Below are 12634 nucleotides of genomic sequence, written 5' to 3'. Positions count from 1 at the left end.
CCTGCAACCTTTCGGCGCGGAGGACATCAATTTCGCCACTCCGGGAACTTTCCTGTAGACTCTCCTACTGCGGAGGGTGCAGGTACCCAGGAAGACGGCGATGAGCGGTGTGGATTCCGATCGTGCGGGGGAGAAGGAGACGACGAGCGCGCTCGAGGAGACGCCGTTGACGGTGATCGAGCCGGTCTCGGGGTGGAGCGGGCTCGACGTTCGGGAACTGTGGCGCTTTCGCGATCTGCTCTTCTTCTTCGCCTGGCGCGACGTCAAGGTCCGCTACAAACAGACGATCCTCGGGGTGGCGTGGGCGATCCTTCAGCCGACCTTGCCGGCGATCCTGATCACCCTCGCGCTCGGCCGACTCGCGAAGCTTCCCTCCGCCGGCTATCCCTATCCGCTCTTTGTCTTCGCCGGGCTGCTCCCCTGGACCCTCTTCGCGACGATCCTCACCAACGCGACCAACTCGTTGACCAACTCCGAACACATCGTGCGCAAGGTCTACTTTCCGCGCCTGGTGCTCCCGCTCGCGGCGGTGGGCGTCGCGGTGGTCGACTTTCTGCTCGCTTCGATCATTCTCGTCCTGCTGATGGTCTGGTTCGCGGTCATCCCGAGTTGGTCCATCATCCTGCTTCCGCTCTGCGCGGCGCTCGTCGTTCTGACGGGACTCGCCGCGGGCACGCTGCTCGCCGCCCTCAGCGTTTACTACCGCGACTTCCGGCACATGATCCCGCTTCTGGTACAGGCTCTCCTCTTCGCCACGCCGAGCATCTACTTGGACGTGCAGTCGATGGAACGAGAACACCGGTCGCCCCCGGCCGTGTCGAGCGATGCCGACGCCGCGACCGGCGCGAACCAAGTCGCAAGCGAGACGACGTCGTCCGAGGACGACACCCAACGGGGTGGCGGTTGGCTGATGGTGCTCTTCTACGCCAATCCGCTGACCGCGATCATCGCGGCTTTTCGCGCCGCGGCGCTCGGGATCGCTTGCCCCTGGGGACCGCTACTCGTCTCGACCGGGATCGTCTCGATCGGGTCGATCGTCTCGTTGTTGATCTTCCGACGGATCGAGCACACGTTCGCCGACGTCATTTGAAGGAGCGCCCGCCGACGTGTCGTTTTCGCTACGTGCCGAACAACTCTCCAAGCGTTTTCGTGTCTCTTGGAGCGACGTCCATGCGGACTACCGGACGCTCCGCGAGGATGTAATGGGGCTCTTCCGTCGTCCCTTGGCGTGGCTCAAGGGGACGCCGACCGACACGACCAATGAAGACTTTTGGGCGCTGCGCGAGGTCGACCTCGACGTCGCCCCGGGCGAGATTGTCGGGATCGTCGGCCGCAACGGCGCGGGCAAGTCGACGCTGCTCAAGATCATCAGCGGGATCACCAAACCGACAAGCGGGCGGCTGCTCCTCCGCGGGCGCGTGGGAAGTCTGCTCGAGGTGGGCGTCGGGTTTCATCCCGAACTCTCCGGCCGCGAGAATATCCTGCTCGCCGGCGCCATCGCCGGGATGCGCCATGCCGAGATCCGGGCCAAGTTCGATCAGATCGTCGCCTTTTCGGAGATCGAAGGCTTTCTCGACACGCCGGTGAAGCGTTACTCCAGCGGGATGTACGTCCGGCTCGCCTTTTCGGTCGCCGCTCACCTCGAGTCGGAGATTCTCGTCGTCGATGAAGTCCTCGCCGTCGGCGACGCGGCATTTCAACGCAAGTGCCTCGGCCAGTTGCACGAGACGACGCAAAGCGGCCGCACGGTCCTTTTCGTCAGCCACAACATGGGCGCGATCCGGCAGGTCTGCCAGTCGTGCCTCTGGCTCGACGAGGGCAAAGTTCGCGATCGCGGCGAGCCGGCCGAGGTGATCGGGAACTACCTCAAACAGGTTCGGCCCGAAACGACGTCCGAGATTACCTTCGACGAGGATGAGCGGCTTCCGTTTCAGCTTCGCGCCGTCCGCCTACTCGATCTTCAAGGAGAGCGGCAATCGACTTTCACTTGCGACGAACCGGTCGTCCTCGAGATGGACTGCGTCTCCCGCAAACGAGTTCGCATGCTCTTCGGTCAGATCCACTTGCTCTCAAGCCGCGATGGAGCGTTGATCTACGAGGGAGACAGTCACGACCGAGGGGAGAACCCCTTCGACCAAATGGAACCTGGGCGATGGCGAGTCCGCTGGACGCTGCCGGCACGGCTACTCGCTCCTGGCAGCTATGACGTCCACCTCGACTTTGTCAGCCACATGTCGGACGGGCCGAGGAATATCTTCTCGCCGGGGATCACGTGCACGTTTGAATTAAACGACTTTGCCTCGACGCTCGGCGCGAAACGCCGGGGGCATCTCGGAGCACTGATCGCTTGGGAAGCGACGATGGAGCAGGGGCAACGCGAAGGAGAGTGAGGCGCCACTCGCCCCCTCGTATTAACGCTGGGTGCCATCCTAAGAGGATTTACGCTTGTGAGGTCAAGGTACCCGATTCGGTTCGGGAAAGAGTTCCTGGTACGTCTCATTCTGAGGATGTCAGGTTCTCTTCACCTCTCAAGACCAGAGAGTGCCAAGCGCTCCTGGCGGGCTTGGCTTCGGCGAGGTCGTCGAACATAGGGAGCCGGGGGAGGGAGATTCCGGCTCGGAACGTTGCGGGTGATTTTTGAAGACGAACCCCCTCACCCCTAACCCCTCTCCCACAGGGAGAGGGGAATCAAGAGGCTGCCTCAGCCCACAGGGAGAGGGGAACCCTAGAGGCTGACATCTAGGCCTCGACACAATACTACGCCGCCATGCGTTGGGCCTGGGCAGCGGGCTTGCGACCGACGACGATGAGCGACATCGCGGGGATGGGCAGGATCTTTTCCAGAAACTTCGCAACGGGAAGAAGCCGATCGAACCAGATCATCTGCCGCGGGCTCAGGTGTCGTTTGCGGAGAATCTTCCCCGACACGAACCAACCAATCGATCCCAACTTGTTGAACTGCTCGGCATGTGCGATCTCGAACCCGGCGTCTTGCATCTTCTCGATGAGTTCCTCTTTCGAATAGCGTCGATAGTGGCCGAGTTCCTCGTCAAGCACCGTGTAGAGTCGCTGTTCCGCGGGAACGACGATGATGCAGTGTCCCCCCGGAGCGATCGTGTCGTGGAAGGACTGGAGTACGCCCTCGTCATCGTCGATGTGCTCAATGACGTTCGAGCAGAAGACCGTGTCGGGTTCCTCCTCCTTCCACTGCTCCAGATCGCATGACTTGGTGAGGTCGCCTTGGGCGATGCGGACGTTCTCGCGTTGCCCAAAGCGTTCCTTCAGCTTCCCGACGTACATGTCGTCGTAGTCCATGAGCATCAGCCGCTCGTGCTTGAGCAGCAGCGTGCTGAGGTTGCCGACGCCCGCGCCCGCTTCAAGGACGCGCTGGCCGAAGAAGCTCTTGAGTTTGTCGAGGATCCAGCGATTGTAACCGTTGGCCCGCTTGACCGACGTCAGGATGTAGAAACCCGAGTGAGTCGTGAACTGGGGATCGAGGTACTTGCACCGAACGATCTCCCACAGCGCTTTGACGCCGTCGATCGGTCCGATCTTCTTGCCTTCCTCGTAGCTGCGTCCGGCGTAGCTGATCGGCACTTCGTAGATGCGCGCCCCCCACTGGGAGAGCCGACAAGTCAGTTCCGGCTCGAAGGTGAAGGTGTGGCTGCGCAAGCGAAGTTGTTTGAGGATGTCCGCTTTGACGACCTTGTAGCAGGTCTCCATGTCGGTCAGGTTGAGGTCGTTGACCATGTTGGAGAGGAGCGTCAGGACCTTGTTGGCCATCGTGTGCCAGAAGTAGAGCACGCGTCGCGGGTGGCCGGCGAATCGAGAGCCGAAGACGGCGTCGGCACGGCCATCGAGGATCGGCTCGAGCAGCCGCGGGTACTCGGCGGGATCGTACTCCAGATCGGCGTCCTGGACGACCGCGATGTCGCCGGTCATCAGCTCGATGGCGGTGCGGATCGCACACGCCTTGCCCTTATTGTGTTCGTGTTGGTGAGCGATGATGCGCGAGTCTTCTTCAGCCATCCTCTGAATCAGTTCCCACGAGCCATCGCTTGACCCGTCGTCGACGATGATCAGTTCGATCTCCATCTCGATCGGGCTCGAGAGGACGCGATTGACGATCTCGCGAAGGGTCCAGCGCTCGTTGTAGACCGGCATCAGGACCGAGAGGGTCTGGTAGTCGTCGTTCTTTGAGACAGAGAGGCGATCGCCAACATCGAGCGACTCGAGATCCGTCGCGGGCATGCGTCACTCCTTGACGGGCGCGGCAACACGGCGGTGCTCTCGAGAACTCCGGCGGCGCCCTGAAGGTCGGTTCTTACCCAAATCGCGTTGTCAATCGGTGTTGTGGTCGGCCCTATATCGGGGCATCGAAAAGGGGTCAACCCGGTCTGGGATGAATGATGCCGCCATCTCTTCCACTTTCAAACATTTGCTTGAACGTTCCAATGTCGGCTGCTACCAAAGGTAAGTACGTCACCTCGACGCCAAGCACGAACCCCAGGAGCCCGACTCATGTCGACCAAGCCCCCCCAAGCGGTCAGCCGCCGTGGGTTCCTCCAAGGCGCCGCCGGGGCGACCGCCCTGGGAGCCTGGTCCAATTCCGCCGACGCCGGCACCGATGGCCACTATCCCGCCTCCTCCGAACTACCTCCCGCGTTCGACTTCACCCAACAGTCCGGGGCCCTCCAGCCCGACCGCGTCGTCGACAGCGCCTGCCAGTTCTGTAACAGCCTGTGCGGCTTGAAGGTCCATCTCAACCAAGGTCGCGTGATCGACATCCAAGCTCGGACCGACGATCCCGTTCAACAGGGAGGCCTCTGCGTCAAGGCTCCCATGATGGCCCAGCTTCTCTACAACCGCGACCGGCTCAAGACGCCTCTTAAACGGGTCGCCGGCGCCAAGGGATCTCCCGAGACCCGCTTCGAACCGATCTCTTGGGACGAAGCGCTCGATCTCGTCGCCAAGCGGATGATCTCGCTGCGCGATGCGGGCGAGGCCAGCACCATCGTCAACCGCACCACCGGCCGGCAACCGCGCGGCGTCGGGAGCCTGGTCGGCCGACTCTTCGCGCTGCTCGGCAGTCCGAACGCCACCGACGTCGGGCCCGTTTGCAATGACGCGGGGGGCAACGCCCTGGCGATGTCGTTCGGGCTCGGCAACTTCACCAACGGCTACGGTATCGATCAAGCCACCGGCAAGGAGGACCTCGGGGCCGCGAAATTCCTGCTCTTTCTGGGCACTAACCAAGCCGAAACGCATCCAGTCACCTTCGCTCACCTCTTGCGGGAGCGCGCCAAGACGGGAGCGAAGCTGGTCGTCGTCGATCCCCGGCTGACGCCGACCGGAGACCACGCCGATCGCTGGATCGCTCCCAAGCCACATACCGACATGGCGATTGCCCTGGCGATGCTCCACCGGATCATCGCGACCAAGCAATATGACCAGCAATTTGTCGATCGCTGGGTCCTCGGCTTCGACGAGCTGGCGCAACACCTTCATCGGCAGGAGACCACGCCCGAGTGGGCGGCGTCGGTCTGCGAAGTTCCCGCCCAGGCGATCCGCGACCTCGCGGATGAGTATGCGAGCAGCAAGCCGGCGGCAATCTTCTGCAACGCGGGGATCTCGCATCAGCAGGGGGCGTTCGACACCTACCGCACGCTCACGTTCCTCGCGGCGATCACCGGGAACATCGGCGTTCCGGGCGCTGGCTGCAACTTCATGCACAACACTTGGCCGGGCCATCTCGCGTTGCCCCCCATCGACGGCGAGAAGCCGGAGACCGGTCCGGCCCTTCCCGTCGGTCCCGACCGCATCGCCGACGCGATCCTGACCGGCGAGCCCTACCCGGTGAAGATGCTCCTCACCGCCGGCAACCCGCTACTATCCTCATCCAACACGGGCAAAGTCGCCCAAGCGATGGAGCAGCTCGACTTCTACGTCTACACCGGGCTCTTTCTCGAGGAGGCCGCCAACTACGCCGACGTTGTCCTCCCCGTTCCCAGCGGACTGGAAATGGAAACGGTCTACATGCGGCGGGACGATCGAGCAATTCGCTGGCAAGAGCGGTGCGCCGAGCCGGTCGGCCAGTCGCGTCCGGAGTGGGAGATCTGGATCGACCTGGCCCACGTGCTCGCCCGGAACGATTCCCCCAAGCGGGCCGAACAGTGGCGAGCGAACTTTCCAGCCAAGTGGAAGGACTACAAGACGCTCTGGTCGGAGTTTGTCGCCCGCACGCCGGCGATGGCTGGGATGACGGTCGACCGGTTGCGTTCTCGCGCCGAACCGCTCCGTTGGCCTTGCCCGTCGACAGACCACCCGGGTGTTTCGACGCTCTACCTCGACGATCCCTCGTGGTACGACGCCGCGAAGCAGCTATCTCCCGATGGGAGCGAGAAGCGTTTCCTCACGCCGAGCGGCAAGGTCGAGATCTTCACGCCGGAGTTGGAAGCGAAGCTGACCCAGGTCGGACACCACGCGTTGCCGCGGTTCTACACCCATCCGGAAGTGACGGGGATGCACCCCCGATCGCTGCACTCGAGGGAGCTGGTTCGCAACCCGATCAACCCGCGTTCACTGACCCCGAAGAGCCGCGTCGAGACGAAGCCGCGATCGGTCAGCACGCGGGACTTTCCCCTCATGGGGATGATCGGTCGGCCGAGCGTGATTCACTTCGCGAGCGTGACTCAATGGACGCCGACGGGCAAACAGATGAACGGCGTGCGGCTCGTTCAGATCCACCCCAAGGCCGCCGAAGCCGCGGGGATCGGCAATGGGGAAACGGTGCGTGTCGAGAGTCCGCGCGGGGCGATCGAGGGAACCGCTCAGCTTTGGGACGGGATTCGCGAGGACACGATCTACGTGCCGAACACCTTTGGACCAGCCCAGAGACTCGCGGAAGAGATGGGCGTTCCCCAATATGCCGCCGCCAACAACCTCGTCGACGACGGGATCTTCGACAACCTCTCCGGGCAGCAAGCTTACAAGTGTTTCGCGTGTCGCGTTCGGCCGGCGGGACGGAAGGGGTAGCTACTTCGGGCGGACTTACGGTGCTTCCGATTGCCTGCCCTCGCAAGCGTGAGTCCTCGTTGCCTGCCCTCGCAAGCGTGGTGCATGGTTTCACCCGGTCACGGTTTGTTGGCGTTGGATGTTCGCGATGCGAGTAGCCTCTTCGACGGTGCGTAGCCGGCTTGCTCGGCGGTGGCGGCGTCCTTGAAGACGAGCAGGTTGTTCGCCGAGATCCGCTTCGCATAGGAACTGTCGATCGCGTGAAAGACCTTGCCGTTGCGTGAGGCACAAAATCGGATGGTCGGATCGGTCGCAAGGGCGGTCTCGATCGCCGAGGGAGCTTGGTTGTCGACCGGAGCACTCGTCGCTCGCTCGGACGTCGCCGAAGCGATTTGGGCGAGGAGCCCGCGCCAACCACCCGGCGTGAGCAGGCTCCCAAGGACGATCGCCGAAATCGCGAACATCCCGACCACCATCGCGGCCGGCTGCCGAAGACGACGGCGAGCCTTGCCGACACGGGCCCGCATCCGTTCGATCGCTTCAATCGCCTCGTCGGCGTCGCGGTCGACCTCCTCGAGTTCGTCGGCGACCTCTTGCTGCACCTTCTCGTGAACCACGCGTTGTAGGTGGGCGGTACTGCGGGCATCGAGCTTCGCTCGGGCGTTTCGCAAGTGGTGCTCGACGAGTTTGCGACTGCGGCCCATCTGACGAGCGATCCCGTCTTGGGTCTCGCCGCGACCGGTCCGTTCGATGATCTCCCGCTCCTGGGGAGAGAGGTTGTCAGGATTGCTATCGGCGGACATGCTCATGGAGGGCTCCAACGATGGGTTCCGGCTGGTGCGAGCGCAGCCAACACCAATGTATGAACCCTAACAGGAATTGGGTGATCCCATCCACGATATTCGCGCCACGGCCGTCAAGTCTCCGGAATCGGGATTCCTGGGTCACGTTCGGTAGGCATCGCGACCAAGCCGCCGCTCCGGTCAATTGAGGGCGATTCCTCAAGGGAGCGTTTGTCAGCGCCCCCCGCGAGCGCTATGATTGGAACTGAGATTGATTCTCAATTCACTGACGGAGCCTTCATGAGTCAAGTTGTCCCCCTCGACTTAATGCGCACCGGGGAATCGGGCCAGATCGTCGATCTCTGCGGCGACGAGCGGCTGATCTCGCAACTCGCCGAGAAAGGGATGAGGCAGGGCTCCACGATTGTGGTTCTTCAAGAGGGGAATCCACTCGTCTGCCTGGTCGACCGGACGCGGTTGACCCTCCGCGCCGACGGCCTCGTCGAAATTCTCGTCGCTCTCGAAGCCGCTCCCGCTTCCGCCCCGACGGTCAAGGAACACTGATGTCCGCGAATGAATCTGAAGTCGTCGACCAATTGTCACTCGATACGCTCAACATCGGCGATCGGGCAACCATCGAGTCCCTGGAAGGATCGGATGCCGTTTCGCAACGGCTGATGGAGATGGGGCTCCTCGAGGGCTCCGACGTCGAAGTCCTCGCCTTCGCGCCGCTGGGCGATCCCATCGAGATCAAGATTCGCGGCTACCAACTCTCCCTCCGGCGGACCGAAGCGGCCCGTATCCTCGTGCGACGCCTCTAGGCGACGGCTCGTCGATTCGCGGCCGGCTTCGCTCGAAAGGGGCAGTTGGGGCCTTGGTTCTTACGATCTCTTTGGGGGCCACTGGCTGCTTGTCTGCCAGTGTGAAAGTGGCAAGGTTCCGCCAACACGACGCTTAACCTGTGACTACTCACGAGAGAGCAATGACATGGATGCGCAGAACGTCCTTATTGGCGTGATCGTCTTTGCCGCCGCCTACTACTTGGTACAGGCCATTCGCAAGGCGCTTCGTGGCGAAGGGGGTTGTTGCGATCGTGGCTGCGGCGGCTCCTCAACCAAAGCCACCCTTCACCAAATCGGCATGCCGCCGACCGTCCGGGAAGACCGCTCGGGCGCCGAGTCGGGCCACTCTCTCCCCTCTTGACTAGAATCTGTCTCCTTGCGTCAATGACCCTCCCTCGCAGCGCGCGACGGAGCAGGAGGCTATTCGATGAGTGAAGAGGTGCTCACCCACGAGCTACCCATCCGGGTCCGCTACTTCGAGACCGACCAGATGGGCGTGGTGCATCACGCCAATTACTTCGTCTACTTCGAGATGGGACGGACGGAGGCCCTTCGGGCGACGGGGATCGACTACCGCTCCCTGGAGAAACGCGGGTACATGCTCGTCGTCGCGAAGATCGCATGCCAGTACCGAGCCCCGGCGAACTACGACGACGAGTTGATTCTCGCGACGACCGTCAACCGCATCTCCTACGCGCGCATCGACCACACTTATATCCTCCGGCGTGGAGAAACGATCGTCGCCGAAGGCTCCTCGACACTCGCCTGTGTCGACCGCAACGGCCGCCCGCAAGCACTTCCCTCGGACCTTCGTCCATCCGATTAGGGTGGTGCGGCGAGCGAGACGATACTTCTGAAATAGCGAGAGTCGTTCGCGAAAACGAACCCCCTCACCCCTAACCCCTCTCCCACCGGGAGAGGGGAACAAGAGGCTCACTCTCCCACCGGGAGAGGGGAACAAGAGGCTTACTCTCCCACCGGGAGAAGGGAACTCTCGGTGTGGGTCTCTTCTCACCTCTCCTTGGGGAGAGGTCGGCGAACGCAGTGAGCCGGGTGAGGGAGTTTCCGACTTGGCAGAACAAGGGTCGAAATCAAAGACAGGCCCCCTCACCCCTAACCCCTCTCCCACGGGGAGAGGGGAACAAGAGGCTTACTCTCCCACCGGGAGAGGGGAACAAGAGGCTCACTCTCCCACCGGGAGAAGGGAACTCTCGGTGTGGGTCTCTTCTCACCTCTCCTTGGGGAGAGGTCGGCGAACGCAGTGAGCCGGGTGAGGGAGTTTCCGACTTGGCAGAACAAGGGTCGAAATCAAAGACAGGCCCCCTCACCCCTAACCCCTCTCCCACCGGGAGAGGGGAACAAGAGGCTTACTCTCCCACCGGGAGAGGGGAACAAGAGGCTCACTCTCCCACCGGGAGAGGGGAACAAGGACGAGAAAGGGGACTGGCCTAACTGACAGGTTCGCCAGGTGATGACTCGTCCATCGTTCGTGCGGGAGCTTGCCGAGTCATCGGCATACCCCACATGCCCACACCGAGCGTGGGCATGGCACCCAAGACTCTTTTCGTCAAAGAACGAACCAATCAGGACACTAGGCGACGAGCTTGTGCCCCTGCATCATGCAGAGCGGGGGGACGTGGAGAAAACGCCGCGAACGCCGAACCAACTCGAACCGCTCCTCGAGATACGGAGCGACCATGAACGAATACTGGTAGACCAGGAAGAGGCCCTCGGGGGTCAACGCCGACGCCGTGCGGGCAATGATTTCCCGGCGAGAAGGTTCGTCGAGAAAAGAGAATGGGATCCCCGAGAGGATGTAGTCGGCCCCTCCGAGCCCGTAGTGCTCAAGCCACCGTTCCACGTTTCGGCAATCGTCGTTGACCACGTGGACCTGGGCACCGGACGCGGTCTTCGCGAGGCGTTCGGTGAGCGTCTCGGCGAAGAACTCGTTGAGTTCCAGGGCTAAGACCGTCGACTCAGGATGGAGTCGACGCTTGAGGTATCGCGTGAAAACCCCGGTGCCGGGGCCGTACTCCACGACCGTCACCGGTCGCGAGATGTCCATGGGCTCACAGACGGCCCGGACGCTTCCCTTCGGCGTGGGCGCCACCGCGCCGACGTAGCGGTCGCGAATGGCCGTCCCCAGAAAACGCAAGTGCTCGATCAAGGCTCCTACCTTCGTTGCAATCCACTCTTCGGCGACCGCTCTTCGATCGCGTACCACTTGGCTAGCAGCCCAGGCGTCCGCCGGCATCGGGGCGGACGCGGCTCCCATCGGAGACTAGGCTCCGTCTCAAAACTCGGCTCTGGCTTCGACTCGCTGCATCGGCACGGGACTTTGTCGACCCGCACCGATTGGCTGAGCCTCGGGCCGACGACCTACTTTTGAGACGAAGCCTAGCACTCTTCTATCTTTTCCCGATCGCATCGGTTGGAAAACAAGAAAATCAGGGACCGCGCTTGGGGAGGGCGCCGCGCGGATCGGTGAGGCCCCCCGAGGGGTTGCTCTCGGGACCGATCGGCTGGGCCGGTTGGAAGAACTCGATGCCGCGGGCGAACGCCAGCAAATCGCCCCCGAGACGCGACGCATCTTCGGCTCGAAAACGCCCCGCGAGGGTCACGCCTCGCTTACCGCTTCGCAGCACGCCGTAAGCCAATACCGTCGGCGTTCCCTTCTCCACGGCATCAATCCGGAAAGTCTCCAATTCGCCACTCTTCGCGGTCGACTTCGACACCGGAGTCGACGCGGTCACCTTCACGTTCGTATCCGCCAGGTGCTTGAGGATATCCTCGCGGTACTGTTTGCCCGAGGGCGTTTCTCCATCCTTTTCCCAATGGATGACCAGCGCGTTGCCGTGAGACTCGAACGTCATTTGGCGATCGACCGCGGAGGTGAGGAGCCAATGCCTTGGGTGCAGGACCCGGCCGCCCAGTCCCGGATGCTCGTAGAGCAGGGCGGTCAGTTCGTCAGTCGGTCCGGGAATGGCGGCGACGACTTTGTCGGTCAACTCCGGATCGTCCTCGAGCGGCGTCAGGATCAGGCCGTAGTCGACCTCGAGTTCCCCAACCACCTTGCGGTCCCTGTCGAGAAGCTGCCTCGTCCCCAGGGCCCGAATCGATTGCAAACGCCGCGTCTTCTCGTCGAGGTAGACGCCACCACGAATCAAATCGCGTACTTGGCCATCCTCGGTCTTGCCAAGAAGAGTTCCCTCGAAGCCGATCTGCTCGAGCGCCCGTCCGGAGAGATCGATCACGCCGTGATGGGTGCAGTGCAACGTCCCCGACTCCAAGGCGTCGAGTCCGGTCAATTCGAGGACCGCCTCCTTGGGAACGTCCCACGTCGACCCTTTGGCGAACGATCCCTTGGGCAGAAATCGCTCCAAGACCGGGACCAGGACGTGGGTCTGCAAGAGATCGATCTCGGTCCAGCTCAAGGGGGCGTCGGGGCTATAGGGAATGTCGCGACCGTTGCGGCGGACGAGCACCACCCGCTTGACATCATCGCGAAGGCCCGCCTCCTGCTGCTGGTCGCCGACGGTGCGCTCGTACTTCACCCCATCGTAGAGCCGCAGAACCCGATCGATGCGGCCTTGGTCGTTGACCTCAAGGGGTCGCTCTCGGTAGCGGACGGTCGCGGTTCCATTCACCTCAAGCCGCCGGGGAGCGTCGCCCTCCTTGGTCGGTGGAAGGCTCAGAGTACCTTTTAGCGTGCTTCGCGACCGGACCGAGTAGCGATCGCCGGGCTGAATCGAGCGATAGGAGTCCTCGGCATTCGCCGGGCCACTCCAGGTACTCACGAGGAAGATCGCGAGGAGAGTGATCATCTCGGCCCTCGCCGCTGGCGAGTGCCGAACCTGAGTCGGAGCGATGCCCCCCGTCGTTCGTCTTCCGAGAATCTCGCAGATCATTGTCCGATTGGCTTCCTTTTCACTCGGACGAAACGTCATCGCGCCGGTGTCGTGCCCGCGAGGGCTTCCCATCGGTTGGCGCGAAATC

At 62.6% G+C, this 12634-nt stretch carries 11 protein-coding genes; 7 read left to right on the top strand and 4 right to left on the bottom strand.

What is annotated here, in order from left to right; genetic code table 11:
* Positions 1 to 100: 100 nt before the first annotated feature.
* Together Pan216_RS00355 and Pan216_RS00350 are read left to right on the top strand one after the other, a co-directional pair.
* Entirely contained in the window at positions 101 to 1090 is a 990-nt protein-coding gene (locus Pan216_RS00355; protein ID WP_145253295.1) for an ABC transporter permease, read from the top strand.
* 16 nt (positions 1091 to 1106) lie between these two features.
* Positions 1107 to 2390 (top strand): ABC transporter ATP-binding protein, encoded by a 1284-nt coding sequence (locus tag Pan216_RS00350; RefSeq protein WP_419193096.1) that lies wholly within the window; start codon positions 1107 to 1109, stop codon positions 2388 to 2390.
* 367 nt (positions 2391 to 2757) lie between these two features.
* Here Pan216_RS00350 and Pan216_RS27915 read toward each other — a convergent pair whose 3' ends face one another.
* Entirely contained in the window at positions 2758 to 4251 is a 1494-nt protein-coding gene (locus Pan216_RS27915) for a glycosyltransferase (RefSeq protein ID WP_419193095.1), read from the bottom strand.
* A gap of 270 nt (positions 4252 to 4521) precedes the next feature.
* Between Pan216_RS27915 and Pan216_RS00340 the strand changes: the two genes are divergently transcribed.
* Entirely contained in the window at positions 4522 to 7035 is a 2514-nt protein-coding gene (locus Pan216_RS00340; RefSeq protein ID WP_145253293.1) for a molybdopterin-containing oxidoreductase family protein, read from the top strand.
* Between the two features lie 98 nt (positions 7036 to 7133).
* Here Pan216_RS00340 and Pan216_RS00335 read toward each other — a convergent pair whose 3' ends face one another.
* A complete protein-coding gene (locus Pan216_RS00335; RefSeq protein ID WP_145253291.1) occupies positions 7134 to 7823 on the bottom strand; it encodes a helix-turn-helix domain-containing protein in 690 nt (229 codons plus the stop codon).
* Positions 7824 to 8096: 273 nt separating this feature from the next.
* Between Pan216_RS00335 and Pan216_RS00330 the strand changes: the two genes are divergently transcribed.
* From Pan216_RS00330 to Pan216_RS00315, 4 genes are all read left to right on the top strand, one after another.
* Positions 8097 to 8360, top strand: coding sequence for a FeoA family protein (locus Pan216_RS00330; protein ID WP_419193094.1), 264 nt, complete (start codon positions 8097 to 8099; stop codon positions 8358 to 8360).
* A complete protein-coding gene (locus Pan216_RS00325) occupies positions 8360 to 8617 on the top strand; it encodes a FeoA family protein (protein WP_145253287.1) in 258 nt (85 codons plus the stop codon). Before Pan216_RS00330 ends, Pan216_RS00325 begins: the two co-directional genes overlap by 1 nt.
* Positions 8618 to 8783: 166 nt before the next feature.
* Complete coding sequence (locus Pan216_RS00320; protein ID WP_145253285.1) at positions 8784 to 8999, top strand: FeoB-associated Cys-rich membrane protein; 216 nt, start codon at positions 8784 to 8786, stop codon at positions 8997 to 8999.
* A 66-nt stretch (positions 9000 to 9065) separates the two neighbouring features.
* Positions 9066 to 9464 carry an acyl-CoA thioesterase gene (locus Pan216_RS00315; protein WP_145253283.1) on the top strand — a complete coding sequence of 133 codons (399 nt, stop codon included), beginning with the start codon at positions 9066 to 9068 and terminating at the stop codon, positions 9462 to 9464.
* Between the two features lie 765 nt (positions 9465 to 10229).
* Here the strand turns inward: Pan216_RS00315 and Pan216_RS00310 are convergent.
* Both Pan216_RS00310 and Pan216_RS00305 read right to left on the bottom strand, forming a co-directional pair.
* Entirely contained in the window at positions 10230 to 10805 is a 576-nt protein-coding gene (locus Pan216_RS00310; protein ID WP_419193093.1) for a class I SAM-dependent methyltransferase, read from the bottom strand.
* A gap of 280 nt (positions 10806 to 11085) precedes the next feature.
* On the bottom strand, positions 11086 to 12462 hold the full coding sequence (locus tag Pan216_RS00305) for a hypothetical protein (protein WP_145253279.1): 1377 nt from the start codon (positions 12460 to 12462) through the stop codon (positions 11086 to 11088).
* Positions 12463 to 12634: the final 172 nt, after the last annotated feature.

It is taken from the genome of Kolteria novifilia (genome assembly GCA_007748055.1).
In the GTDB taxonomy this organism is placed as follows: Bacteria; Planctomycetota; Planctomycetia; order Kolteriales; family Kolteriaceae; genus Kolteria; species Kolteria novifilia.
Note: the sequence above shows the minus strand (reverse complement) of the source record. Positions and strands in the feature narration are given on the sequence as shown.

What these genes read in the sequence shown, in the direction of transcription:
- Pan216_RS00305 (WP_145253279.1), bottom strand. Translation starts at nt 12,462, where the DNA reads ATGATCACTCTCCTCGCGATCTTCCTCGTGAGTACCTGGAGTGGCCCG.
- Pan216_RS00325 (WP_145253287.1), top strand. Translation starts at nt 8,360, where the DNA reads ATGTCCGCGAATGAATCTGAAGTCGTCGACCAATTGTCACTCGATACG.
- Pan216_RS27915 (WP_419193095.1), bottom strand. Translation starts at nt 4,251, where the DNA reads ATGCCCGCGACGGATCTCGAGTCGCTCGATGTTGGCGATCGCCTCTCT.
- Pan216_RS00330 (WP_419193094.1), top strand. Translation starts at nt 8,097, where the DNA reads ATGAGTCAAGTTGTCCCCCTCGACTTAATGCGCACCGGGGAATCGGGC.
- Pan216_RS00320 (WP_145253285.1), top strand. Translation starts at nt 8,784, where the DNA reads ATGGATGCGCAGAACGTCCTTATTGGCGTGATCGTCTTTGCCGCCGCC.
- Pan216_RS00335 (WP_145253291.1), bottom strand. Translation starts at nt 7,823, where the DNA reads ATGAGCATGTCCGCCGATAGCAATCCTGACAACCTCTCTCCCCAGGAG.
- Pan216_RS00355 (WP_145253295.1), top strand. Translation starts at nt 101, where the DNA reads ATGAGCGGTGTGGATTCCGATCGTGCGGGGGAGAAGGAGACGACGAGC.
- Pan216_RS00340 (WP_145253293.1), top strand. Translation starts at nt 4,522, where the DNA reads ATGTCGACCAAGCCCCCCCAAGCGGTCAGCCGCCGTGGGTTCCTCCAA.
- Pan216_RS00315 (WP_145253283.1), top strand. Translation starts at nt 9,066, where the DNA reads ATGAGTGAAGAGGTGCTCACCCACGAGCTACCCATCCGGGTCCGCTAC.